This window comes from Streptomyces sp. NPDC048734 (assembly GCF_043198675.1).
Lineage (GTDB): Bacteria > Actinomycetota > Actinomycetes > Streptomycetales > Streptomycetaceae > Streptomyces.
Genome location: NZ_JBICUZ010000003.1, coordinates 1 through 24,903, shown reverse-complemented (window position 1 = coordinate 24,903; position 24,903 = coordinate 1). Strand labels below are relative to the sequence as shown.

Sequence of the window (24,903 nt, the reverse complement as noted above, 5' to 3'; positions counted from 1 at the left end):
GGCGGGTCAGGGGTAGGGAGGAGAGCCGAATGCGGGCGGTTTGAAATGATTCGCCCTTCGGTCGACCGTGCCGGAGGGTCGCCCAGCGGCCCCGGGCCGCCGGACGCTTGTGAACTGACCGCGCGTCAGGTGAGCGGCAGCCGGTACAGGCCGCCCGGCAGCGGTTCCACCAGGCCGTCCGCGACGAGGCCGTCCAGCGCACGCGCGCGTTGCACCGGCTCGTGCCACACCCGGTCGAGGTCCGTCTGCGGCACGGGCGTGTGAGCCTCCCTCAGCACGGCGAGCAGATTGCCGCGCACCTGCCGGTCCGTACCGGCGTACGTCTGGCCGCGGCGTGCCGGGCCGTCGTGCTCCGGCTTGCCCGCCAGTCGCCAGGCGCACTGGGCGGCGATCGGGCAGCGCTGGCAGCTCTCGTTCCGCGCCGTGCACACGAGGGCGCCCAGTTCCATGGACGCGGCCGCCCAGCGCGCGGCGGTCCTCTCGTCCTCGGGCAGCAGGGCGCGCGCCAGTTTGCGTTCGGCGGCCGTGGTGGCGTTCGGCGGGTACTGCACCCCCGTGACCGCGCGCGCGAACACCCGCCGGACATTCGTGTCCAGGACGGCGTGCCGCTGTCCGTACGCGAAGGAGGCGACGGCGGCGGCCGTGTACTCGCCGATGCCGGGCAGCGCCAGCAGTTGCGCGTGGTCCGCCGGTACGTCGCCGTCGTGCCGTTCCGTTATGGCCACCGCGGCGCCGTGCAGCCGCAGGGCACGGCGCGGGTAGCCGAGTCGGCCCCAGGCGCGGACGGCCTCGCCGGGGGACTCGGCGGCCAGGTCGGCGGGGCGCGGCCAGCGGGCGAGCCACTGCTCGTAGACCGGCAGGACACGGCTGACCGGAGTCTGCTGCAGCATGAACTCGCTGACCATCACTCCCCAGGCACCGGCCTCGGGGCGCCGCCAGGGCAGGTCGCGGGCGTGGTCGTCGAACCAGTCGATGACGGGAGAGTGCAGGCGCGCGCCGGAGGCCGGTGCGGCCGCCGTCGGGCCGGGCGCGGCCTGGCGCGGCCGCTCTGCGGGGGGCGGTCCGCAGACGGTGTCGGCGGGGCTGTTGTGCGGGGGCTTCGTGGGCGCAGTCATGGCCCTTCCGATCCTGCCATGCGGGCAGGGGGACGCGCGCGTACCGCCACCGGTGGGGCGGGGCGCGCGAGGCGTCCGCGCGCGTGTGCCGCGGGCGCGGCCGCAGCTGCGAGGGGCGCGAGAGCGGAGGCGTGCGCCGTCACGCTCCGTGTGCGTCACGTGGCTCCACTGTCACGTCCTGGCGCCGGAGCGGGCGCACGAGGACTCAAGTCGGCGGCGGAGCGGCCCTGTCCGGGATGATGATCCGGAAAAGTTGTGGCCCGGGCGGCGGGTGGCGCCGGACAACGCAAGGATCTCTCGTACAGTTTGCGCCGTGGGATCTCTGCGCAATCCGGTCGGGCCGCTTCCCTCCTCCATCTACTGGCGACGGAGGGGCGTACTGCTGTCCGTGGTCGCCCTGTTGGCGTTGCTGGTCACCTGGGTGGTCAGCTCGGGCGGGGGTGGCGGCAGGAACGGGGCGGACGGCTCCAACGGCAAGAATCCCGCGTCCTCCATCACGCCGGGTCCGTCCGGGTCCGGGCCCGCGATCAGTCAAAACCCCGGCGGACGCGACGAGTCGGGCGACGAGGACTCCGGCGGCTCGGGTTCCGGTTCGGGCTCGGGCTCGGGTGGCGGTGCAGGGTCCGGGTCCGGCGGCGCGGACACGGGCGGTGCCGGCTCGGCGGGATCCGGTGGTTCGGACGACGGCGCCAACGGCAGCGGGTCGGGCATGACTCTGCCGGCCGGTACGACACTTCCCAACTGCACCGCCAGCGTGGTCACGTTGAGCCTGCGCAGCGTCCGCAACACGTACTCGCCGGACCAGAAGCCCATGTTCCGGCTGACGGCGAAGAACTCCTCCGGAAGCGACTGCAAGGTCGATCTCGGGCCGAAGAAGGCGGTGTTGACGATCACTCGGGCCGGTGGCACCGACGACTACTGGTCGTCCGCCGACTGCCCGAAGGGGGCCACGAGCCTTCTGTACCGGGTGCCGGCCGGGGGCAGCTTCACGTACCCCGTGACCTGGGACCGGAAGCCGAGTGCGCCGGAGTGCGCGACGCCTCCGGCAGGGGTGGCCGGGTCCGGGACCTACCTGGTGGAGGCGGAGGCGCCCGGTTTCACGAAGGCGCAGACCTCCTTCGTGCTGGAGCAGGACTGAGGCAGGGCCGCCCGGCCGTCACTCCTCACCCGGGACGCGGTCGGGCCCGCGCACGCGACACAGGTGCCGAGAGGCTCGTAGACACCGCCGGTCTCGTAGCCACCGTCGGTCTCCTGGCCACCGTCGGTCTCCGAGGCGCCACCGGTTCCGGAGACGCCGTCGGCCTCAGGGGCCACCGGTCTCAGACGTACCTCTCCAGGATCGACGACTCCGCCAGGCGGGACAGGCCTTCGCGCACGCTGCGCGCCCGCGCCTCGCCCACGCCGTCGACCGTCTGAAGGTCGTCGACGCTCGCAGCCAGGAGCTTCTGGAGGCCGCCGAAGTGCTCCACCAGACGGTCGATGATCGCGCCGGGGAGGCGGGGAACCTTGGCCAGCAGACGGAACCCGCGCGGGGAGACCGCCGAGTCGAGGGCCTCGGGGGAGCCGGTGTAACCCAACGCGCGCGCCACCGTGGACATCTCGAGAAGCTCCGCGTGGCTGAGCGCGTTCAGCTCGTACAGCGCCTCGTCGACCGTGCGGGAACGCTTGGCGGTGGGCTCCGGGACGTAGTCCCGGACCACCAGTTCGCGCTCCGGCTCCACGCCCGCGATCAACTCGTCGAGCTGGAGAGAGAGAAGACGGCCGTCGGTGCCCAGTTCGACCACGTATTCGGCGATTTCGGTGGCGATGCGGCGCACCATCTCCAGGCGCTGCGCCACCGCCGAGACGTCCCGGACCGTCACCAGGTCCTCGATCTCCAGCGCTGACAACGTTCCCGCGACCTCGTCCAGGCGGAGCTTGTAGCGCTCCAGGGTCGCGAGTGCCTGGTTCGCGCGGGACAGGATCGCCGCGGAGTCCTCCAGGACGCGGCGCTGGCCGTCGACGTAGAGCGCGATCAGGCGCATGGACTGGGAGACCGAGACGATGGGGAAGCCGACCTGCTTGCTCACGCGGTCCGCCGTGCGGTGACGGGTGCCGGTCTCCTCCGTGGGGATGGTGGGATCCGGCACGAGCTGCACGCCGGCCCGCAGGATCTTGGACAGGTCGGAGGAGACCACGATGCCGCCGTCGAGCTTGCACAGCTCGCGCAGGCGCGTGGCCGTGAACTCGACGTCCAGGACGAATCCGCCCGTGCACATCGTCTCGACCGTCTTGTCGGAGCCGAGCACGATGAGTCCACCGGTGTTGCCGCGGAGCACTCTTTCCAGGCCGTCGCGCAGGGCCGTGCCGGGAGCCACCGCGCTCAGCGCGGCACGCATCAGGCCTTCGGCACCGGGACTCCCACCGGACTTTCCGGGAGCTGCCGCCCGGTCGTTGGCTGCCACTGCACTCCTCCGGTCACAGGTTCTGGGATGCTCCCGTTTCGCGCACTCGGTTCGTACGGACGGGCGAGACCTGGGCAAAGTCTACCGGCGCTCCTCCGCCTCCTGCGGGGCCTCTCGCCGACGGGAGCGCGGCAGCACCCGCAGGGCGTCCCCCATGTTCGCGACTTCCAGGACCTTCATCCCCGCGGGGATCTTGCCGGGATCGCCCGGTACGAGCGCGTGCGTGAAGCCCAGGCGGTGCGCCTCGGCGAGCCTGCGCTGCACGCCCGTGACCCGTCTGACCTCGCCCGCGAGGCCCACTTCGCCGATCGCGACGAGGTTCTTGGGCAGGGGGGTGTCGCTCGCCGCGGAGGCCAGCGCGAGGGCGATCGCCAGGTCCGCCGCGGGCTCGGAGAGCTTCACGCCGCCGACCGTCGCGGAATAGATGTCCCGCTTGCCGAGCGCGCTGATCCTGCCCCGCTGCTCCAGGACCGCGAGCATCATCGAGACGCGGGAGGTCTCCAGGCCGGAGGTGGTGCGGCGGGGTGAGGGGATCTGCGAATCGACGGTGAGCGCCTGCACCTCGGCGACCAGGGGACGGCGCCCCTCCAGGGTGACCGTCAGGCAGGTGCCGGGGACCGGTTCGTCACGACGGGTCAGGAAAAGTCCGCTCGGGTCGGCGAGGCCCGTGATGCCCTCGTCGTGCAGCTCGAAGCAGCCGACCTCGTCGGTGGCGCCGTAGCGGTTCTTGACGCCTCGCACCAGACGCAGGCGCGCGTGCCGGTCGCCCTCGAAGGACAGGACGACGTCCACGAGGTGTTCGAGGAGGCGCGGGCCGGCGATCGCGCCGTCCTTGGTGACATGGCCCACCAGCAGCGTGGACATGCCGCGCTCCTTCGAGGCACGGATCAGCGCGCCGGCGACCTCGCGGACCTGGGCCATGCCGCCGGGGGCGCCGTCGATCTCCGGGGAGGCCACCGTCTGCACCGAGTCGACGATCAGCAGGGACGGCTTCACGGCGTCCAAGTGGCCCAGGACAGCGGCCAGATCGGTCTCCGCGGCGAGATACAGATGGTCGTCGATGGCGCCGATGCGGTCGGCCCGCAGCCGGACCTGGCTCGCCGACTCCTCGCCCGTGACGTACAACGTGCGGTGTTCGTCGCTCGCGGACTTGGCGGCCACGTCGAGCAGGAGCGTGGACTTGCCGACGCCCGGCTCGCCGGCCAGCAGGACGACGGCGCCGGGGACCAGCCCGCCGCCCAGCACGCGGTCCAGCTCGGGGACCCCGGTGGGGCGGGCGGTGGCCTGACGGCCGTCGACCTGGCCGATCGGCAGGGCGGAGGTGGTGACGCGGCCGGGCGCCGTCGTACGGACCGCGGGCGCGCCGTACTCCTCGACCGTGCCCCAGGCCTGGCATTCGGGGCAGCGGCCGAGCCACTTCGCCGTCTGCCACCCGCACTCCGTGCAGCGGTACGACGGGCGGTCCTTGGTGGTCTTCGTGCGGGCAGCCATGGGGAAACCGTAACCGCCGGGTCCGACAACGCGAGAAGCCCGTGCATGAAGCGGGCCCGCCGGGGCACACGAGAGCCGAGGTGGCGTCCACCGCTCCCACCCCCCCCGGGGCGGCGGACACCGGGCGAGGTGTGCCCGGCCATTCCCCCCGGCCGGGCCACCTCACCCCCTGTGAACCGGCCGGCCCCGTCACGAATGAGCCCCCCGAGCCTCTGTTCCTGTCCCCTTATGAGGGATCGTTTCACCCGTACGGATTAAAAGGACTCAAGGGGGCAGAAGAGGTCGTTCCGTGACGCCTACGGTCGCACGGGTGATGAGCAGCAGTCCGGAAACCTCGACCCGCACGACCGGCGCACACCGGGCGCACAGGGAGGCGCGAGACCGCGCTGCGGCGCGCGCGGCGGCACAGCGCCCGCCCGCGCGCTACGAGCCCTACCTCGACGGCCTGTTCACCTACTGCCTGTCCGTCCTGTGCGATCACGACACCGCCACGGCGGCCCTCGGTGACGTCCTGGCGTTCGCCGAGCGGCGTGGACAACGCGTCCCGGGTGCCGTCGGCGACCGCAGGGCCTGGCTCTACGCGCTGGCCCGCTGGGCCTGCCTGCGCAAGCTCGCCGAGGCCAAGCAGAAACGTCAGGGCACGCACGCGCCGGGCCGGCACAGCGCCCACCGGCAGAGCGGCGCCGAGCCCGCCACCGAGCCCGTGCCCGACGGCCTCCAGGAGCGACGGCGACGCGAACTCGCCCTGCTCGCCTGGCCGGAGGCCGCAGGCACCAGCCCGGAACAGCGCGAGGCGCTCGAGCTCGCCGTACGGCACCACCTCGCCGCCCACGAGGTGGCGGCCGTTCTCGGCATGGAGGTCGCCGCGGCCCGCGAGCTGCTCGCCTCCGCCGCCTGCGAGGTCGAACGCACCCGGGCGGCCCTGGCCGTCGTCGAGACCGGCGGCTGCCCCGGTGTGGCCCGCCTCACCGGCGACCACCAGTTCGTGCTCAGTGCCGCGCTGCGCCGCGAACTCGTCCGGCACGTCGACGACTGCCCGCGCTGCCGCCGCGCGGCGGAGTGCGCGGTCCCCGGCCGCTGGCCCGGCGCCGGCGTCACACCCGCCGAACTGCCGGTTCTGGAAGCGCCCCGCGCGGCCCTGCACACCGTCCTGGCGCACCTGCCGCGCGCGCGGGGGGCCGCCGTGCCACGCTTCGACCGGCGCGGCTTCCCGATGGACCCCAAGGACCGCGCCGCCCGGCGGGACCGCATCCGTGCGCGTGCCGTCACCACGACGGTCGTCGCCACCGTCGTCGCCGCGCCCGTGCTCGCCCTGTGGGCGGCCTACCGGGGCACACCGACCGCCGACTCCGACAGCCGCTCGCCCACCACCAGCGAGACCAAGGGACCCGACGGTCTCCAGGGAGACGGGTCGGGCGGCTACCAGAACGCCGGCAACGCCAGCACCCGGCCCGGCTCCCGCCTCCCCGAGGGCGGCGAGCCCGGCGTCTCCGTGGAGGTCGTCAGCGTCCCCGGACTCGGCGACAAGGGCGCGGGACACCTGTCCGTCACGGCCGGGAACAGCGGCGCCACCACCCTGATCACCCTGACCACGGCACGGGACGCGGACGGACCGGTCCACTGGTCGGCGACCACCGGCGCCTCCTGGCTCTACCTGAGCCGCACCACGGGCACCCTCCGGCCCGGCGAATCGATCACGGTCAAGGTGTACGTCGACCACCTGCGCGAGCCCACCGGGCCCTGGCACGCGCGCGTGGCGGTCTCGCCGGCCGGCGCCGTCGTCTCCATCGAGGGCCACGGCGCCGCACCCACCCCCTCGGACCCCGGGCCCACGCCGAGCGGGCCACCCCCCTCGCCCGACCCGGAGCCGACCCCGACGGCCCCGCCCACCACCGGTCCCACGCCGAGCGACCCGCCGACCTCCGCCGGTCCCGAGCCCACGTCCACCGGCCCGTCCCCGTCCGACCCGGGCGGCTCGACCCCGCCGTCCGACGGCAACGGCGACCCGAGCCCGTCGACGCCGTAGGCCGGGGCGGGCCGCGACGCGGGTGCGGCCGCACGGTCGGCGAAGCGGGTCGGCCCGGCTCCGGAGAGCCGGGCCGACGGCCTCAGACGGTCGGATCCCCTGGACCCTCCAGACCCCCCGGATCCCCTGGACCCACCGGATCGACGGAATCCACCGTGGCCGGCCTCTCCGCCGCCGCGTGCGGCGCCGGCACCGGGTCCGCCGGGTGCGGGGCCAGCAGCGGCAGCTGCGAGGCGAGCCGCTCCTCGCACAGCTCGACCAGACGGTCGTAGCCGGCCTTGCCCATCAGCTCGATCAGTTCCGGCCGGTACGAGACGTACACCGGGGCGCCCGCGCCGTGCGCCGAGGTGGCCGACGTGCACCACCAGTGCAGGTCGTGTCCGCCCGGACCCCAGCCCCGCCGGTCGTACTCACCGATCGACACCTGGAGCACGCGCGTGTCGTCGGGCCGGTCGATCCAGTCGTACGTCCGCCGCACCGGCAGCTGCCAGCAGACGTCCGGCTTGGTCTCCAGCGGCTCGCGGCCCTCCCTGAGGGCGAGGATGTGCAGGGAGCAGCCGGCGCCGCCCGCGAAACCCGGGCGGTTCTGGAAGATGCACGAGCCGTTGAACGGGCGGGTCTGCCGGGAACCCTCGTCGTCCTCCGAGATCCAGCCGCCGCGCACGCCCTCGTCGTGGTGCTGCCAGACGTCGGGGGTGAGCCGCGCCACGTGCTCCGCCACGCGCTTCTCGTCGTCCTCGTCGGAGAAGTGCGCGCCCAGCGTGCAGCAGCCGTCGTCCGCGCGGCCCGCCTGGATGCCCTGGCAGCCGCTGCCGAAGATGCAGTTCCAGCGCGAGGTCAGCCACGTCAGATCGCAGCGGAAGACCTGGTCGTCGTCCGCCGGATCGGGGAACTCGACCCACGCGCGCGCGAAGTCGAGGCCCTTCTCGTCGGCTTCGAGGGCCTTGCGCGACTTCTTCGGTGACCTCTTCGGGGACTTCACCCGCGAAGAACCCGGGGAACCGGTGGCGGATTCGGCGGCCTTGTCGGCCTTTTCGTCCTTCGCCTTTTTCGTCTTTGGCACCCGACCAGGGTAAGTCGCCCGCGCGCGGCAACGGGACTGTCTCAGGATGCGCACCGGGGGTCGAGGTCAGGACGGCTGGCAGTAGCGTGCCCTCCATGAGACTCGGTGTCCTCGACGTGGGATCGAACACGGTGCACCTGCTGGTGGTGGACGCGCATCCCGGCGCGTGCCCGCTGCCCGCCCACTCGCACAAGGCCGAACTGCGCCTTGCCGAACTTCTCGACGGGTCCGGCGCGATCGGCCGTGAGGGCGTCGACAAGCTGATCACCGTCGTCCAGGAGGCGCTCCAGGCCGCCGAGGACAAGGGCGTCGAGGACGTGCTGCCGTTCGCGACCTCCGCCGTGCGCGAGGCCGGCAACGCCGACGACGTCCTCGCGCGCGTGCAGGCCGAGACCGGTGTCCGGCTGCAGGTCCTCACCGGCGAGGAGGAGGCCCGGCTCACCTTCCTCGCGGCCCGCCGCTGGTTCGGCTGGTCGGCCGGCAAGCTGCTGGTCCTGGACATCGGCGGCGGCTCCCTGGAGATCGCCTACGGCATCGACGAGGAGCCCGACGCGGCCGTCTCCCTCCCGCTCGGCGCGGGCCGGCTCACCGCGGGCTGGCTGCCCGGGGACCCGCCGGAACCCGAGCGGATACGGGCGCTGCGGCGGCACGTGCGGGCCGAGATCGCCCGGACGGTCGGGGAATTCAGCCGCATCGGCTCCCCCGACCACGTCGTCGCCACCTCCAAGACCTTCAAGCAGCTCGCCCGCCTCGCCGGCGCCGCCCCCTTCGCCGACGGCCCCTACGTCCAGCGAGAGCTGAAGCGGGAGTCCCTGGAGGCCTGGGTGCCACGCCTGGCCGGCATGACCACCGCCCAGCGCGCCGAGCTGCCGGGTGTCTCCGAGGGCCGCGCGGGCCAGCTGCTGGCGGGCGCGCTGGTCGCCGAGGGGGCGATGGACCTGTTCGGGGTGGAGGCTCTGGAGATCTGCCCGTGGGCGCTCCGGGAGGGCGTGATCCTCCGGAAGCTCGACCACATGCCTTCGCCGTAGCGCACAGCCGGGGCGGGGCCGGGGCGGGACGGCGTGCCGGGACCCCACGCGCGCATGGGTGAATCGGACCCCGTGGGCACGCGCGCGTGGGGTGTTCGGCGCCCACCGCGACGACGTCGCCCTGCTCCTCGTGGGCACGCGCGCGTGAGCCGCGACGCCACCAGGCCCGGTGGGCACGCACGCGTGATGCGCGATGCGGCCGGCCCGGTGGGCACGCGCGTGTGAGCCGCGAGGTGATCGGCCCGCTGGGCATACGGCCGCCGCGACCGGCCGACCCCGGCCACCCCACCCGTGGCATGCGCCACAACGGCGTACGGACCCCCGGCAGTCCGGTCGCCGCACCCCGTAACCTGTCCCCCATGGCAGAGCCGGTCGTGCGCATTCCGAATGCGAAGGTCGCCCTGTCGACTGCCTCGGTCTACCCGGAGTCGACGGCGACGGCCTTCGAGATCGCGGCACGCCTCGGCTACGACGGGGTCGAGGTCATGGTGTGGAACGACCCGGTCAGCCAGGACATCGACGCGCTCCGCAGACTCAGCGACTACCACCGCGTCCCGATCCTCGCCGTGCACGCCCCGTGCCTGCTCATCACGCAGCGCGTGTGGTCGACCGACCCGTGGGTCAAGCTCCAGCGGGCGCGCGCGGCGGCCGAGAAGCTGGGCGCGAGCACCGTCGTCGTGCACCCGCCCTTCCGCTGGCAGCGCCAGTACGCGCGTGACTTCGTCCGGGGGATCTGGCGGATGGCGGACGAGACGGACGTACGGTTCGCCGTCGAGAACATGTACCCCTGGCGCTACCGCGACCGCGAGATGCTCGCGTACGCGCCCGACTGGGACGTGACGAAGGACGACTACCGGCACTTCACGATCGATCTCAGCCACGCCTCGACCGCCCGTGCGGACGCGATCCACATGCTCGACCTCATGGGCGACCGGCTGGGCCACGTGCACCTGGCCGACGGCAACGGCTCCGCCAAGGACGAACACCTCGTGCCCGGCCGTGGCGCGCAGCCCTGCGCCGAGCTGCTGGAACGGCTCGCGCTGAGCGGTTTCGACGGGCACGTCGTCATCGAGGTCAACACCCGGCGCGCGATGTCCAGCGCCGAACGCGAGGCCGATCTCGCGGAGGCCCTGGCCTTCACGCGCCTGCACCTGGCCTCGGCGGCGAAGGTGACCGGCCGGTGACCGACACCGCCGCGCGCCGCCGCGGCCGCCCCCCGCGCGCGGAGTCCGCCGACACCCGCGACCGCATCCTCGTCGCGGCCCGCGAGGAGTTCTCGGAGCGGGGCTACGAGAAGTCGACGGTGCGGGGCATCGCCAAAGCCGCCGGGGTCGACGCGGCGCTGGTGCACCACTACTTCGGCACCAAGGAACAGGTCTTCGCGGCGGCCGTCGAGATCGCCGTCGCGCCCGTCCTCGAAGGACCGGACGCGGTGGCCGACGCCCCGCTGGACCAGGTCGGGGAACGGCTGACCCGCTTCATGTTCGGCGTCTGGGAGAACCCCACGACGCGCCTGCCGCTGCTGGCGATCGTCCGCTCGGCGGTCACCAACGAGACCGCCGCGGCCGTCTTCCGCCGTCTCGTCGCCGCGCAACTGCTGCGCCGCATCGCCGCGCAGCTCGACGTGCCGGACGCCGAACTCCGGGCCGAGCTGGCGGCCGCGCAACTGGTCGGGACGGCGATGCTGCGGTACGTGATCAAGGTGGAGCCGCTGGCGTCGGTGGACATCGAGCAGATCATCGCGCGCCTGGCACCGGTGGTGCAGGGCCACCTCACCGGGTCCTGAGCGCGACGTGCCGCACGGGCCGGCGCGGGGTGCGGCACGAGATGCGTATCCCGCATTCCGGACACCTCGTCCCGCCCCCTGGATGACCGGCGTACGCTCGGGGACAGCCATACCTGTCTGAAGGAGCGAGCGACGATGCCCGAGCTGAGGTCCCGCACAGTCACCCACGGCCGCAACATGGCGGGCGCCCGCGCCCTTATGCGCGCCTCCGGTGTACCCGGTGCGGACATCGGCCGGAAGCCGATCATCGCGGTGGCCAACAGCTTCACCGAGTTCGTGCCCGGCCACACGCACCTCCAGCCGGTCGGCCGGATCGTCAGCGAGGCGATCACCGAGGCCGGCGGCATCCCGCGCGAGTTCAACACGATCGCCGTCGACGACGGCATCGCGATGGGTCACGGCGGCATGCTGTACAGCCTGCCCTCCCGCGACCTGATCGCGGACAGCGTGGAGTACATGGTCGAGGCGCACTGCGCCGACGCCCTGGTCTGCATCTCCAACTGCGACAAGATCACCCCGGGCATGCTCATGGCGGCCCTGCGCCTGAACATCCCGACGGTCTTCGTCTCCGGCGGCCCGATGGAGTCCGGCCGGGCCACCCTCGTGGACGGCACGGTCCGCACCCTCGACCTGGTCGACGCGATCTCCGACGCCGTGAACGACAAGATCTCCGACGAGGACATCCTCCGTATCGAGGAGAACGCCTGTCCGACCTGCGGCAGCTGTTCCGGCATGTTCACCGCCAACTCGATGAACTGCCTGACCGAGGCCATCGGCCTCTCCCTGCCGGGCAACGGCTCGGTGCTGGCCACCCACACCGCGCGCAAGCGGCTCTACGTGGACGCCGCCCGCACGGTCATGGACATCACCCGCCGCCACTACGAGCAGGACGACGAGACGGTCCTGCCGCGCAACATCGCCACCGTCGCCGCGTTCGAGAACGCGATGGCGCTGGACATCGCGATGGGCGGCTCGACCAACACGATCCTGCACCTGCTGGCGGCGGCCCAGGAGGCGGGCGTCCCGTTCGGACTGAACGAGATCGACGCGGTCTCCCGCCGAGTCCCCTGCCTGGCCAAGGTGGCGCCGAACGTCGCCAAGGACCGCACGTACTACATGGAGGACGTGCACCGAGCCGGCGGCATCCCCGCCCTCCTCGGCGAGCTGCACCGTGCCGGCCTGCTGAACGAGGACGTGCACACGGTCCACAGCCCGTCCCTGGCGGACTGGATGAAGACCTGGGACGTCCGCGGCGGCTCGCCGAGCGCCGAGGCGGTGGAACTGTGGCACGCGGCTCCCGGCTGCGTCCGCTCCGCCGAGGCCTTCTCCCAGTCCGAGCGCTGGGAGACCCTCGACGAGGACGCCGAGAACGGCTGCATCCGCTCCGCCGAGCACGCCTACTCCAAGGACGGCGGCCTGGCGGTCCTCAAGGGCAACCTCGCCGTCGACGGCTGCGTGGTGAAGACGGCCGGCGTGGACGAGTCGATCTGGACCTTCGAGGGCCCCGCGGTCGTCTGCGAGTCGCAGGAGGAGGCCGTCGAGAAGATCCTCAACAAGCGGATCACCCACGGCGACGTCGTCGTCATCCGCTACGAGGGTCCCAAGGGCGGCCCCGGCATGCAGGAGATGCTCTACCCGACGTCCTTCCTCAAGGGCCGCGGCCTCGGCAAGACCTGCGCCCTGATCACCGACGGCCGCTTCTCCGGCGGCACCTCGGGCCTGTCCATCGGCCACGCCTCCCCGGAGGCGGCCTCCGGCGGCACCATCGCCCTCGTCGAGGACGGCGACCGCATCCGCATCGACATCCCGAACCGCACGATCGAGTTGCTCGTCGACGAGACGGAACTCGCCCGCCGCGAGGAGGCGTTGAACGGGGCGTACGCCCCCTCGAACCGCGAGCGCAAGGTCTCCGCCGCCCTGCGGGCCTACGCCGCGATGGCGACGAGCGCCGACAAGGGCGCGGTGCGGGACGTGTCGAAGCTGGGCTGACGCCCGACCGGACGCCGAAGGGCCGCCTCCGTCGACCGGGGGCGGCCCTTCCGCACGAGCCGAGGTCCACGAACGAAGTCCGCGAAGCCCGGGGAACTCACGAAGCCCGGGGAACTCACGAAGCCCGGGGAACTCACGAAGCCCGGGGAACTCACGAAGCCCGGGGAACTCACGAAGCCCGGGAAGCCCGGGAAGTCCGGGCGCTCGCCTCACGAGCCTCACCAGCCCGCAGGATCACGCCCGTCCACCGCGAACACCGTCCCGTCGGGAGCCCCGGCGTACACCCGCCCCTCGGCCGCCTCGGGCGCGGGCAGTGTACTGACCACCTCGTCCGACCGCGCGCCGAGCCGCAGCTCCGTCTGGCCGACGAGCTCGCCCGCCTCCGCGTCGACGGCGAGCAGACGCCCGTCGGGAGCGCTGAAGAACACGTGCGTGCCGTCCACGGTCGGCACCGACCCCCTGCTCACGGCCGTCTGGAGGGACCACAGCCGCTTCTCCTCGCGGGTGTCGACGGCCACGAGGGCGCCGTCGTACGTCATGAGGTAGACGCGGTCGCCGTCGACGGCCGCGGTCGGCTGCTGGAGCGCGACGGACAGCGCCACCCGCCGCGACACCTTGGTCGCGGGGGAGAAGTGGATCACGGCGTCCGCCGTCCCGTAACCCCCGTCGCCGTCCTCGGCCAGCAGGACGACGCTGCCGTCCGCGGCGCCCACCGGCGTCACCGTCTCGTCGAACCGCTCGTCCCAGCGCACCTCTCCGGTGACGGGGTCCACCGCGGTGACCCGGGTCCGGCCCTCGCCGGAGGTGCTGGTCGCGTAGACCAGCGCGTCCCCGGGGAACGACACGAAGTACGGATCGCCCGCCCCCGGGATCCGCCGGCTCCATCCGGTACGCCCGGACGCCGCGTCCACCCCGGTCACCGTGCCGTCGGCGGCCGTCAGCAGCAGGGTCCCGCCCGCGTACCGCACCCCCCGGTACGTCGACACGTCCCGCTCCCAGCGCACCCGCCCCGACGCCGGGTCGAGGGCCTCGACGCGCTTGCCGGAGTGCGTGAGCACGTGCGCCAGCCCGCCCGCGACGACCGGTGCCCCGTGGGGTTTGTCCCCGGCGGACAGGGCGTGCCGCCACAGCACGCGCCCGTCGGACGCGTCGAGGGCGGACACCTGCCCCGCCTGGACACAGAGCAGCCGCCGGGCGTCGTACGCGCACTGCGGCAGCCCGCCGCCCTCCGCCGGGCGCGTCGCCCACGGCGCGTGGACGTCCGCGGCGGACCGCGAGCCGTCCGTGCCCCGGGACGCCGCCCCGGCCGTGTCCTCGCCGAACGCCTGGACGGAGGCGAGCCCGCCGCCCGTGACGAGCACCAGCGAGCCGAGGGCGAGCGCGACCTGCCGCCGCCGGCCCCCCTGCCGCCGGACCCACCGCCGCACGCCCACCCGAGCCGCGCCACCGGCCCGGTCCGCCGGGGACCCCGGAGAGCTCCCCGCCCCCGGGGAACGCGGCGACCCGGCCGGCTCCGGTCGCTCGGACCCCCGTACGCCGTCGTCGGGCGAACGCTGTGCCGGTATGAACGCCTGCGTGTCGTACGAGGCCGCCACCGACCGCAGTTCCCGCATCAGCTCGTCGGGCGTCGGCCGCTCCCCGGGCTCCTTCGCGAGGCAGCGCAGCACCATCGGGGCCAGGCTCTCCGGCACACCGGTCAGATCCGGCTCGTGGTGCACGACCTGGTAGGCGACGACGTAGGGGCTGTCCGAGTCGAACGGCCCCCGCCCGGTCGCCGCGTGCACCAGCACGGATCCCAGCGCGAACACGTCCGCGGCGGGCCCGACCTCCCGCGGCCGCCGGAACTGCTCCGGCGCCATGAACGGCGGTGTCCCGATCAACTTGCCTGTCTCGGTGCGTAGTTCGCTGTCCTTCGGCCGTGAGATGCCGAAGTCGATGACCTTCGGGCCGTCCTCGGCGAGCAGGACGTTGCTGGGCTTGAGATCGCGGTGCACCACCCCGACCCGGTGGATGTCCCGCAGCGCCTCCGCGAGCCCGGCCATCAGCCGCCGCAACTCGCCCGCCCCCATGGGTCCGTTCCGCTTCACATGCTGGGACAGGGTCGGGCCGGGAATGAACAGCGTGGCCATCCAGGGCCGTTCGGCCTCCGGATCGGCATCGACGACGGGCGCGGTGAAGGCGCCGCTCACCCGCCGCGCGGCCGCCACCTCCTGCCGGAACCGCCCCCTGAACTCGGGATCCCGCGCGAATTCGGCGTGTACGACCTTCACCGCGACCTTCATGCCCGAGGTGCTGCGGGCCAGGTGGACCACGCCCATGCCGCCCGAGCCCAGGCAGGACTCCAGGTGGTAGTGACCGGCGTACTCCGGAAGTTCCGCTTCCGCGTCCGCCCCGGTGTCGTGCTGTGGCGCCATGGACCACCCCCGTGCTGTTCGTCCGCGCGCGCGACGCACGGAGCCTAGTCGATGGCGTTTACGCGGCCGAGGCGGCTTGCTGGTCCTCCTGTGCGAATCGTGTACATGTGTTTCATGTCGTGATTCCGGGGAATCAACGGGACCCCATGGCAGTCATGGGGTCCGACGGGGGAGGTTTTTTCATGTCTGTCGACCGCGTGGAAGAAGTGAAAGAGACCCAGGCAACCGAGGCGGCCGGGGGCGGCGCCGAGGCGCAGGCCGTGACGGCGGCGCTGACGTACTACCCGGTGGCGCCCGGTGTCCGCCTCAACGTGCGCAGCGGACCGGCCACCAGCTACCCGATCGTCAAGGTGCTGCCCGAGGGCACGAGGGTGCCGATCTTCTGCCAGACGTCCGGCACCTCGGTCAGCGGCCCGTACGGCACGACGAACATCTGGGACAACATCGCCGACGGCCAGTTCGTCTCGGACGCGTACGTGAGGACGGGCAGCGACGGCTACGTAGCCCCCCGCTGCGCCTGACCCGACCGCGCGCTCCACCGCGCGCATCCCGTGCGCATCCCGTGCGCTCCACCGCGCACCCTGCCGGGGAGCCCGCCCGGCCCGGAGCCATAATCGTCCCGTGAGCGACGAGAACGGCATGCCGGACGCCGAGGCGGGTTCCCCGGAGACCGGGGCGGGCCCCTCCGGCCGGCCGGCCCACCCGGCCGGTGCCCCGGCCGGGGGCGCCCCCGCCGGGCCCCGCCCGGAGCCCCTCCGCTTCTTCGGCACCACCTGGGTGGACCACGACCACGGCTACCCGTTCCGCCGCATCGGCGTGGCCGTCGGCTCGCTGGCCGCCGCGGTGGCCTCGTGCCTCGTCCTGCGCCTGGCCTACGAGGGCGTCGCGCTCGCCGGCACCGGCGGTTTCGTGACCGTGCTGGTCACCGTCATGTTCGCGATCTCCAGCGCCCTGGCCTTCCGGAACACCTGGGAGGGCTTCACCAAGCGCCCCGACCCCGATCGTCAGGCCTCCCTGCGCGGACTGCTGGCCATCGGCTTCGTCGGTTCCCTCCTCGCCTACTTCTTCCGCTCGCTCACGGAGGCCCCCGGCGAGAAGCTGCACCGCGAGGAGTACGAGGCGGCCCGCGCCGAGCACGAACGCCGCACCGCCCGCCGCACCCGCAACCCGTCGAAGAAGCGCCGCCGCTCCTGAGCACGCCCCCTGCGCGGGCGGCCTCACGGAGCGTGAAGCGGCCGAGCAACCGCACCTCCACAGCGGCACCGGCCGCCGCCAACAGCCTCCGGCCGGCCGCCGCCAACAGCCCCCGGCCGGCCGCCGCCACGCAGCTCCGGCGCACCCGGCCTTCTGGCCTCCCCTCCCCCCTCCCGACACCATGGCCCTCATGACCCCCGCCTCCAGCACACCCAGGGCCCTCTCCTTCGGCTCCGCCGCGGCCCAGTACGCCGCGAACCGCCCCTCCTGCCCGGCGGCACTCTTCGCAGCGGTCGAGGAGATGGCGGGCCGCCCGCTGTCCGGCGCGCGGGTCGCCGACGTCGGCGCCGGCACCGGGATCGGGACCGCCCTCCTGCACGCCCGCGGCGCCCGGGTCGTGGCCGTCGAGCCGGGGGACGGCATGGCGGAGCAGTTCCGCCGGGACCTCCCCGACGTGCCGATCGTCCGCGGCGACGGCAATCACCTCCCCCTCGCCACCGCCTCCCTCGACTTCCTCACCTACGCCCGGTCCTGGCACTGGAGCGACCCGGACCGCTCGATCCCGGAGGCCCTGCGCGTCCTGCGGCCCGGCGGCGCCCTCGCGCTCTGGTGGAACGCCGCCGCGCTCGACGTACCGTGGATCGACGCGCAGACGGCCCGCGTCGAGCGTCACTTCGGTCTCGACCGGGCCGTGGGCGGCAACGGCGACGGCACGCACCACGCCCTCGCCGCCTCCGCCGGCCGCCTCGGCTTCGCGCGCCGCCGAGTCCGCTGGAGCCGTCGCGTACACGTCGACACGCACCTGGCGAACATCAGCAGCCACTCGCTGTTCCTGGTGCACGGCCAGGAGAGCACCGACGCCCTCCTCGACGGGGAGCGCCGACACCTCCTGGCCGTCTTCCCCGACGGCGTGGTCGAGGAGACCTACGACGTCGGACTGCTGCTCGCGATCCGCCCCTGACCCCGCGACATCCGCCTCTCGCGGGCGGCGGCCCACCCCTCCAGGGCCACCGCGCACGCGTGGTCCACATGCCGCAGCCCGGCCAGCTCCAGCCGTACCTCCCGGTCCCGGTGCAGGACGTCCAGCGCGTGCAGGGCGTCCAGCAGCTTCGGCAGCCGCAGGAACGTCGCATGCCCCAGCAGCCGTACGACGATCCCGGCGTCACCCCGGTCCTCGGTCTCCACGTGCACCTGGCTGACCTCCCAGGCCGTCTTCGCCACGGCCAGCGCCAGCCCGGCCAGCACCCCCTCGAACAGGTTCCCCACGGCCACCACGACCGCCGTCGCGCCCAGCACGGCCACCTCACCGCGATGCCCACGCCACCACGCCCGCACCTCACGGACGGGAACGAGGCCGCAGCCGACGTACAGGACCAGGACGGCCACCGCCGCGGCCGGCACCACCCCCGCCACCCCGAGCGCCGTGAGCGCTCCGGCCACGACGACCGCCACCGCCGGCGGCCCCACGCGATGAGGTACCCGCGCGAACGACCACCGCGCCGACGCGACCAGCACGAGCGCCACGACGGCCCCGGTCACCCCCGCCTCCGCGAGCCGGGCGAACTCCGCCACGTCCGGCAGGCCTGCGGCACCTCCCGGTGCGCGTACCTCGACGCGCCGCACCTCCAGGTCGAACGCCCAGGTCACGGCCGCCGCCGACACCACGGCGACCAGTGGCGCCGGAACCAGCCGCGCACCCCACCGCCACCGCCGCCACAGCAACGACAGGACCAGGGTGGCACCCCCCACCGACAACGCCACCGGATCCACTCGCCCGGGCAGGCCCGTCAGCCCGGTGATCTTCCCGAGCCCGCTCACCGGCACCGCCGCGTCCCCGAGGGCGTACGCCTGCCCGGCGACCAGGACGAGCCCGATCCCGGCGAGCATCCCCCGTACGACCGCCACCGGCACGATCCGGAACCACCTCCCCAGCCGCACCAGTGAGGCGGCCAGTGCGCCGCCCAGGCCGGTGACCAGTACCGACTCGGCGGGGACTCCGCAGATCAGGGCGACGCCCACACATACGGGCAGCGCGACGAGCAGGACGACGGGGAAAGCCGGCAGTTCGGTTTCACGGACACCATGGCGCATGACGACGGCACCTCCGGCCGGGAACGGGAGATGCGTGGGCGCCGTGCCGGAGGAGGACACGGCGATCTGAATCCCATCTTCACGAAATCGGCCGGCCGCGCACCGGGAACCGCCGATCACCACACGAACGGGGAAGCGTGCCGGCAGAACCGCTCCGCCTCCCGTACGCCGCCGTGCGCCCGCGCCGCGCAGACGCGCCCCCGGCCGCTTGACGACCACCGTCCCACGGAGAGATTATTCATCGCATGATGAATTACAGGACCCGGACCCCCGAACCTCCTGACGACACGGGACCGGGCGACCCCACCACGACCACCCCCGCCGCCGTGCGCGCCTGCGCCCTCACCGTCGTCCGAGGCCCCCGCACGGTCCTGCGCACCCTCGACTTCGCGGTCCCGCGCGGCCGGATCACCGGCCTCCTCGGCCCTTCGGGATGCGGCAAGTCGACGCTCATGCGGGCGATCGTCGGCACCCAGGCCAAGGTCACCGGCACCCTGGACGTGCTCGGCCACCCGGCCGGCCACCCCGCCCTGCGCACCCTCATCGGCTACGTCACCCAGGCACCGTCCGTCTACGACGACCTGTCGGTCCGTCAGAACCTCGACTACTTCGCGGCCGTCCTCGACCCCGGCCGCGCGGCGGCCGACCGCCGCCACGACAACGTCACCCGCGCGATCGCCGACGTCGACCTGACCAGCCACACCGACGCCCTCGCCGGCAACCTCTCCGGAGGCCAGCGCAGCCGTGTCTCCCTGGCCGTGGCCCTCCTCGGCGCCCCCGAACTCCTCGTCCTGGACGAACCGACGGTCGGCCTCGACCCGGTCCTCCGCCGCGACCTGTGGAACCTCTTCCACGACATCGCCGCCTCCCGCGGCACCACCCTCCTCGTCTCCTCCCACGTCATGGACGAGGCCGAGCGCTGCCACCGCCTGATCCTCATGCGCGAGGGCGAGATCCTCGCCGACGGCACCCCCGACGAACTGCGCGCCCGCACCGGCTCGGACACGGTCGAGGCGGCCTTCCTGCACCTGGTCGACGAGGCGGCCGAAGCGACCCGCAAGAAGGAGGAGACCCGATGACCACGGACACCGGACCGGCGCCCACCGCCCCCGCCGCTCCCACGACCCCCCTCAACCCCTTCCGCACCACCGCCACCGCCGCCCGCGTCCTGCGCCAGCTGTGCCACGACCCCCGCTCGATCGCCCTGATGATCCTCGTCCCGTGCCTGATGCTGGTCCTGCTCCGCTACGTCTTCGACGGCAGCCCCCGCACCTTCGACAACATCGGCGGATCCCTCCTCGGGATCTTCCCCCTGATCACGATGTTCCTGGTCACATCCATCGCTACCCTGCGCGAGCGCACCTCGGGCACCCTCGAACGCCTCCTCGCCCTCCCCCTCGGCAAGGGCGACCTGATCACCGGATACGCCCTGGCCTTCGGCGCCCTCGCGATCGTCCAGTCCGCCCTCGCCACCGGTCTGGCGCTCTGGTTCCTCGACCTGGACGTGACGGGCAGTCCCTGGCTGCTCCTCCTGGTGGCCCTGCTCGACGCACTCCTCGGCACCGCCCTCGGCCTCTTCGTCTCGGCCTTCGCCGCCTCCGAGTTCCAGGCGGTCCAGTTCATGCCGGCGGTGATCTTCCCCCAGCTCCTCCTCTGCGGCCTCTTCGCCCCCCGCGACACCATGCACCCCGTCCTGGAGGCCATCTCGAACGTCCTCCCCATGTCCTACGCGGTCGACGGCATGAACGAGGTCCTCACCCACACGGACATGACGGCGGCCTTCGTCCGTGACGTCCTCGTCGTGGCGGGCTGCGCCCTGCTGGTCCTCGGCCTGGGAGCGGCGACACTGCGCCGCAGGACGACATGACGGACCTGTGCCGGCCCGCTCCGGGCCCGCCCCCGCCGGGAGGGCCTCGCGGACGAGGCGCGAAGAACGCCACAGGGGAGGGCGCGGCGCGGCCCGGGGGACGCCGGCGGCGCGGCCCGAAGAACGGAGCGGGACGGGCGGGGGGAGCGGCGGCGGGGACGGCCCGCACCGCCCACCCACCGGACAGCTCCCACCCGCGCACCGGCCCCGATGCGAGGATGACCCCGGACGACGCAACCCCCCGGAGGACCCCGCCATGTCCCAGAAAGTCGCAGTCCTAGGCACCGGCAAGATCGGCGAAGCCCTTCTCAGCGGCATGCTCCGAGGCGGCTGGCCCCCCGCCGACCTCCTCGTCACCGCCCGCCGCGCGGACCGCGCCGAGGAACTCCGCGCCCGCTACGGCGTCACCCCGGTCACCAACGCCGAAGCCGCCAAGACCGCCGACACCCTCATCCTCACGGTCAAGCCGCAGGACATGGGCGCCCTCCTCGACGAGCTCGCCCCGCACGTCCCCGCCGACCGCCTCGTCATCAGCGGAGCCGCCGGCATCACGACCGCCTTCGTCGAGGAGCGCCTCACCGCCGGTGTCCCCGTCGTCCGCGTCATGACGAACACGCCCGCCCTCGTCGACGAGGCCATGTCCGTCATCTCCGCCGGCAGCCACGCCAGCGCCGACCACCTCGCACACGCCGAGGAGATCTTCGGCTCCGTGGGCAAGACGCTCCGGGTCCCCGAGTCGCAGCAGGACGCCTGCACGGCCCTCTCCGGCTCCGGTCCGGCGTACTTCTTCTACCTGGTCGAAGCGATGACGGACGCCGGCATCCTGCTCGGCCTGCCCCGAGACAAGGCCCACGACCTCATCGTGCAGTCCGCGATCGGCGCCGCGACGATGCTCCGCGACAGCGGCGAACACCCGGTCAAGCTCCGCGAGAACGTCACCTCCCCGGCCGGCACCACCATCAGTGCCATCCGCGAACTCGAGAACCACGGCGTTCGCGCCGCCCTCATCGCCGCCCTGGAGGCCGCCCGCGACCGCAGCCGCGAGCTGGCCGCCGGCACCAAGGACTGACGGCACGGGGCGCACCGCCCCACCACCCCACCGGGGGCGGTCACTTCGCCGCGTCCACCACCTCCCCGGTGGTGACGACCCGCGCGAAGCCGCCCCCGTGGAGCGACACCGCCGACGCCCGCGCCACCTCGTCCGCGCTCAGCCGCCAGCCGAACGGCCCCTCCAGGTCGAACGTGTAGGTGGCGTCGTGGGCGACCACGACGTCGTACCCCAGATTCCCGCCCATCCGCGCGGTCGTCTCCACGCACATGTTGGTCTGGATCCCGGCCAGCACCACCTGTGCGACCCCGCGCGCCTTCAGCCAGGCGTCCAGATCCGGCGTCCCGTAGAAGGCCGAGTTCACGGTCTTCGTGACGAACAGCTCGGCACCGGCACCCTTGCCCCTCCTGTCCTCCACGTACGTCTTGAAGCCGTTCCCCCCGTACCCCGGCCGCAACGGTGACTCCGGCTCGACCGAGTCGTGCCGCACGAACACGACCGGCCGCCCCGTGGCCTGCCACACGTCGATGAGCGTGGCGACGTTGTCGTCGGCACCGGGGTTGTTCCGAGGCCCCCAGAACCCGGCCTCCTCGAAGCCCTTCTGTACGTCCACGACCACCAGTGCTGCGTTCTCGGCGATGTCCATGCCCCGATCCTGCCGCCGTGACGCCACCCGTCCCAGAGGGCGAAAAGTCGGCGATCGATGGTTTACTGCCACACATGGAGCAGGGCGACGCACGCAGGGAACGGCAGAACGCCTACCGGGTGGCCCTCGTCGCCTTCCCCGGTGTCCGCGCCTTCGACGTCTCCGTCATCACCGAGGTCTGGGGCACCGACCGCACCGACCGCGGCGCACCCGCCTTCGACCTGCGCCGCGTCGCCCCCGAAACCGCCACGCCCGTCCCCATGCGCGGCGGACTCAGCCTCCTCCCCGACCGCACCCTCTCCTGGCTGCCGCGCGCCGACCTGATCCTGGTCCCCGGCCTCGACGACCACGTCACCCCCGCACCACCACCCGTCCTCCAGGCCCTCCGCCGCGCCCACGCGCGCGACACCACCATCGCCGCCCTCTGCGGCGGAGCCTTCACCCTCGCCCAGGCCGGCCTCCTCGACGGCCGCCGCGCGATCACCCACTGGAACCTGGTCGACCTGCTGCGCGCCCGTCATCCCGAGGTCACCGTCGTCCCCGACGCCCTCTTCATCGAGGACGACAACATCTGGACCGCCGCCGGCACCGCAGCCGGCATCGACCTCTGTCTCCACCTGGTCCGCCGGTCCCACGGCGCGGAAGCGGCCGCCACCATCGCCCGCTCGATGGTCACCGCCCCCTTCCGCACCGGCACCCAGGCCCAGTTCATCGAGCACGCCACACCCCACACCGACCGCGACGCCGACGCCCTCGCCGCCGTCCGCGAACACGCGCTCCGCCACCTCCACGAACCGCTCACGGTCGCCGACCTGGCGGCTCGCGCCGGCATGTCCCCGCGCACCTTCGCCCGTCACTTCACGGCGGCCACCGGCACCACCCCCCTCCGCTGGCTCCTCGACCAGCGCCTCGCCGCCGCCCAGAGGCTCCTCGAACGCACCGACCTCCCCATGCCCGAGGTCGCCCGCCGCGCGGGCTTCGGCAGCGAGGTCACGATGCGCCAGCACTTCGCATCGCGCCTCGCCACCAGCCCACGCGCCTACCGCGCCGCGTTCAGCGCCGGCTCCGCCACCGCGGGCAGCAGTCCGATCGCCCGGTAGGCCGCGTCCACGACCGGCCGGGCCATCGCCCGCGCCCTCTCCGCACCATCCCTCAGCACCCCCTCCACGAACACCGGGTCGGCGCACAACTCCTGGTGCCTGGCCCGCACCGGCCGCAGCACCTCCACCACCGCGTCGGCGGTGTCCTTCTTCAAAGCGCCGTACGACTCGTATACGTCTGCCAGGGCCCGCGGGTTCCCGCCCGTGCACGCCGCGAGGATCTCCAGCAGGTTCGCGACGCCGGGCCGCTCCTCCCGGTCGTACACGACCTCCCGCCCGCTGTCGGTCACGGCCCGCATGACCTTCCTCCGTACGACGTCCGGCTCGTCCAGCAGGTAGACGACGCCGGGACCCGAGTCGTCGCTCTTGCCCATCTTCGACGTCGGTTCCTGGAGGTTCATGACCCTTGCCCCCACCGGCGGATGAGTGGCCCTGGGCACCACGAACGCCTGCCCGTAACGCTGGTTGAACCGCAGCGCCAGATCCCGGGTCAGCTCCACATGCTGGCTCTGGTCGTCCCCGACCGGCACCTCGTCCGTCCCGTACGCCAGGATGTCCGCCGCCATCAGCACCGGATAGGTGAGCAGCGACAGCCGCACACTCCCGCCCCGCTCACGCTCCCGCGCGGCCTTCTCCTTGTACTGGATCATCCGCCGCATCTCGCCGTCGGTGGCCACGCACTCCAGTACGTACGACAACCGCGCGTGCTCGTCCACATGGCTCTGCACGAAGAGGGTGCACAACTTCGGATCGAGCCCGGCCGCGAGCAGCAGCGTCGCGGCCTGCCGACTCAGCCGACGCACCCGCGCGGGGTCGTGGTCCACGGTGAGGGCGTGCAGGTCGACCACACAGAACAGCGCGTCCGCCCGGCGCTGATCGACCTCGGCCCACTGCCGCATGGCCCCCAGGTAGTTCCCCAGCGTCAGATGCCCGGTCGGCTTGACCCCGCTGAAGACCCGCTTCATCTCTCCACCTCCTGGTCGAGGCCGCCGCACCCGGCCGGCCTCCAGGAGGGAGAAACAGAAACGGCCGCCGAGGCGGCGGCCGTTGAGTGCACACGTCAGTCCGGCCGCCGTCAGGCGGCCCACCACAGCTGGGTGCTGCACGTGTGCGTAGTCATGCGAATCAGCGTACGCCTCCGGGCGCCTCTGGGAGCTGGGTTGACACACCCCGGGCGCATACGTAGTGTTCTCCGAGTTGTCCGACGTGAGCGTCGACTCCGGTCGGTCCCCGGACAGCCATTCCGCAAGTACCAACCACTCCTCGGCGAGCAGTCGATTCGTCTGCCGTCGCGTCATTGGCGTGTGTATTCGCGAAATGAGGAATCCGTGTTCGAAAGGGCGCGGCCCCGATTGGCTTCGGGGCCGGGGAATCCGCTAAAGTCTCACTCGTCGGAACGGCCCAACAGCCGGGAAGGCAACCCCTTCTGACGGGGAATCGGAACCGAAAGGATCTGATAGAGTCGGAACCGCCGGAAAGGAAACCGCGAAACAAAAGCGGGAGCCTGGAAAGCGCCGAGGAAATCGGGCCGGGAAACGGTCTGGTAGAGTCGGAAGCGCAGGACCGAAGGGAAGCGCCCGGAGGAAAGCCTGAGAGAGTCT

Annotated in this window: 22 protein-coding genes; 13 read left to right on the top strand and 9 right to left on the bottom strand. The window is 73.0% G+C overall.

Going from position 1 to position 24,903, the window contains the following annotated elements:
• Positions 1 to 125: 125 nt before the first annotated feature.
• On the bottom strand, positions 126 to 1,115 hold the full coding sequence (locus tag ACGFQC_RS09115) for an A/G-specific adenine glycosylase (RefSeq protein WP_363092792.1): 990 nt from the start codon (positions 1,113 to 1,115) through the stop codon (positions 126 to 128).
• Between the two features lie 313 nt (positions 1,116 to 1,428).
• Here ACGFQC_RS09115 and ACGFQC_RS09110 point away from each other — a divergent pair, with 313 nt between their 5' ends.
• The gene (locus ACGFQC_RS09110) at positions 1,429 to 2,253 is read left to right on the top strand and encodes a hypothetical protein (RefSeq protein ID WP_363092791.1); all 825 of its coding nucleotides are present in this window, start codon (positions 1,429 to 1,431) and stop codon (positions 2,251 to 2,253) included.
• A 181-nt stretch (positions 2,254 to 2,434) separates the two neighbouring features.
• Here ACGFQC_RS09110 and disA read toward each other — a convergent pair whose 3' ends face one another.
• Together disA and radA are read right to left on the bottom strand one after the other, a co-directional pair.
• Complete coding sequence (gene disA / locus ACGFQC_RS09105; RefSeq protein WP_363092790.1) at positions 2,435 to 3,559, bottom strand: DNA integrity scanning diadenylate cyclase DisA; 1,125 nt, start codon at positions 3,557 to 3,559, stop codon at positions 2,435 to 2,437.
• An 81-nt stretch (positions 3,560 to 3,640) separates the two neighbouring features.
• Positions 3,641 to 5,050 carry a DNA repair protein RadA gene (gene radA, locus ACGFQC_RS09100; protein ID WP_363092789.1) on the bottom strand — a complete coding sequence of 470 codons (1,410 nt, stop codon included), beginning with the start codon at positions 5,048 to 5,050 and terminating at the stop codon, positions 3,641 to 3,643.
• A gap of 313 nt (positions 5,051 to 5,363) precedes the next feature.
• Here radA and ACGFQC_RS09095 point away from each other — a divergent pair, with 313 nt between their 5' ends.
• On the top strand, positions 5,364 to 7,076 hold the full coding sequence (locus ACGFQC_RS09095; protein WP_393287990.1) for a hypothetical protein: 1,713 nt from the start codon (positions 5,364 to 5,366) through the stop codon (positions 7,074 to 7,076).
• 82 nt (positions 7,077 to 7,158) lie between these two features.
• Here the strand turns inward: ACGFQC_RS09095 and ACGFQC_RS09090 are convergent, their stop codons facing one another.
• Positions 7,159 to 8,139, bottom strand: coding sequence for a hypothetical protein (locus tag ACGFQC_RS09090; RefSeq protein ID WP_393287988.1), 981 nt, complete (start codon positions 8,137 to 8,139; stop codon positions 7,159 to 7,161).
• A 95-nt stretch (positions 8,140 to 8,234) separates the two neighbouring features.
• Between ACGFQC_RS09090 and ACGFQC_RS09085 the strand changes: the two genes are divergently transcribed.
• The 4 genes from ACGFQC_RS09085 (at position 8,235) to ilvD (ending at position 12,942) form a co-directional block, all read left to right on the top strand.
• Entirely contained in the window at positions 8,235 to 9,167 is a 933-nt protein-coding gene (locus ACGFQC_RS09085) for a Ppx/GppA phosphatase family protein (protein WP_363092787.1), read from the top strand.
• 359 nt (positions 9,168 to 9,526) lie between these two features.
• Positions 9,527 to 10,351 (top strand): sugar phosphate isomerase/epimerase, encoded by an 825-nt coding sequence (locus ACGFQC_RS09080; protein ID WP_363092786.1) that lies wholly within the window; start codon positions 9,527 to 9,529, stop codon positions 10,349 to 10,351.
• Positions 10,348 to 10,953: a TetR family transcriptional regulator gene (locus tag ACGFQC_RS09075; protein ID WP_363092785.1), complete on the top strand. Its 606-nt coding sequence runs from the start codon at positions 10,348 to 10,350 to the stop codon at positions 10,951 to 10,953. Before ACGFQC_RS09080 ends, ACGFQC_RS09075 begins: the two co-directional genes overlap by 4 nt.
• 135 nt (positions 10,954 to 11,088) lie before the next feature.
• Entirely contained in the window at positions 11,089 to 12,942 is a 1,854-nt protein-coding gene (ilvD, locus tag ACGFQC_RS09070) for a dihydroxy-acid dehydratase (RefSeq protein WP_363092784.1), read from the top strand.
• 218 nt (positions 12,943 to 13,160) lie between these two features.
• Here the strand turns inward: ilvD and ACGFQC_RS09065 are convergent, their stop codons facing one another.
• The gene (locus ACGFQC_RS09065) at positions 13,161 to 15,356 is read right to left on the bottom strand and encodes a PQQ-binding-like beta-propeller repeat protein (RefSeq protein WP_363092783.1); all 2,196 of its coding nucleotides are present in this window, start codon (positions 15,354 to 15,356) and stop codon (positions 13,161 to 13,163) included.
• Between the two features lie 182 nt (positions 15,357 to 15,538).
• On the opposite strand from ACGFQC_RS09065, the gene ACGFQC_RS09060 reads away from it, so the two are divergent.
• The 3 genes from ACGFQC_RS09060 to ACGFQC_RS09050 all read left to right on the top strand — a co-directional run bounded on the left by ACGFQC_RS09060 (position 15,539) and on the right by ACGFQC_RS09050 (position 17,511).
• A complete protein-coding gene (locus ACGFQC_RS09060; RefSeq protein WP_363092782.1) occupies positions 15,539 to 15,877 on the top strand; it encodes an SH3 domain-containing protein in 339 nt (112 codons plus the stop codon).
• 100 nt (positions 15,878 to 15,977) lie between these two features.
• On the top strand, positions 15,978 to 16,550 hold the full coding sequence (locus ACGFQC_RS09055; RefSeq protein WP_363092781.1) for an EamA/RhaT family transporter: 573 nt from the start codon (positions 15,978 to 15,980) through the stop codon (positions 16,548 to 16,550).
• A 190-nt stretch (positions 16,551 to 16,740) separates the two neighbouring features.
• Entirely contained in the window at positions 16,741 to 17,511 is a 771-nt protein-coding gene (locus ACGFQC_RS09050) for a class I SAM-dependent methyltransferase (RefSeq protein WP_363092780.1), read from the top strand.
• Here ACGFQC_RS09050 and ACGFQC_RS09045 read toward each other — a convergent pair.
• Positions 17,475 to 18,641, bottom strand: a complete 1,167-nt coding sequence (locus ACGFQC_RS09045; RefSeq protein ID WP_363092779.1) for a SulP family inorganic anion transporter — start codon at positions 18,639 to 18,641, stop codon at positions 17,475 to 17,477. The genes ACGFQC_RS09050 and ACGFQC_RS09045 overlap by 37 nt on opposite strands.
• Positions 18,642 to 18,886: 245 nt before the next feature.
• Here ACGFQC_RS09045 and ACGFQC_RS09040 point away from each other — a divergent pair, with 245 nt between their 5' ends.
• The 3 genes from ACGFQC_RS09040 to proC all read left to right on the top strand — a co-directional run bounded on the left by ACGFQC_RS09040 (position 18,887) and on the right by proC (position 21,577).
• Entirely contained in the window at positions 18,887 to 19,720 is an 834-nt protein-coding gene (locus tag ACGFQC_RS09040; protein ID WP_363092778.1) for an ABC transporter ATP-binding protein, read from the top strand.
• Positions 19,717 to 20,508 carry an ABC transporter permease gene (locus tag ACGFQC_RS09035; RefSeq protein WP_363092777.1) on the top strand — a complete coding sequence of 264 codons (792 nt, stop codon included), beginning with the start codon at positions 19,717 to 19,719 and terminating at the stop codon, positions 20,506 to 20,508. Before ACGFQC_RS09040 ends, ACGFQC_RS09035 begins: the two co-directional genes overlap by 4 nt.
• A gap of 256 nt (positions 20,509 to 20,764) precedes the next feature.
• Entirely contained in the window at positions 20,765 to 21,577 is an 813-nt protein-coding gene (gene proC / locus ACGFQC_RS09030; RefSeq protein ID WP_363092776.1) for a pyrroline-5-carboxylate reductase, read from the top strand.
• A gap of 40 nt (positions 21,578 to 21,617) precedes the next feature.
• Here proC and ACGFQC_RS09025 read toward each other — a convergent pair whose 3' ends face one another.
• Positions 21,618 to 22,202, bottom strand: a complete 585-nt coding sequence (locus ACGFQC_RS09025; RefSeq protein ID WP_363092775.1) for a cysteine hydrolase family protein — start codon at positions 22,200 to 22,202, stop codon at positions 21,618 to 21,620.
• Positions 22,203 to 22,276: 74 nt separating this feature from the next.
• Here ACGFQC_RS09025 and ACGFQC_RS09020 point away from each other — a divergent pair, with 74 nt between their 5' ends.
• Positions 22,277 to 23,302 (top strand): helix-turn-helix domain-containing protein, encoded by a 1,026-nt coding sequence (locus ACGFQC_RS09020; protein WP_363092774.1) that lies wholly within the window; start codon positions 22,277 to 22,279, stop codon positions 23,300 to 23,302.
• Here ACGFQC_RS09020 and trpS read toward each other — a convergent pair.
• Positions 23,242 to 24,267, bottom strand: coding sequence for a tryptophan--tRNA ligase (gene trpS, locus ACGFQC_RS09015; RefSeq protein ID WP_363092773.1), 1,026 nt, complete (start codon positions 24,265 to 24,267; stop codon positions 23,242 to 23,244). The genes ACGFQC_RS09020 and trpS overlap by 61 nt on opposite strands.
• A 419-nt stretch (positions 24,268 to 24,686) precedes the next feature.
• The coding region (locus tag ACGFQC_RS09010) for a hypothetical protein (RefSeq protein WP_393287985.1) at positions 24,687 to 24,903 on the bottom strand (217 nt) is incomplete at its 5' end.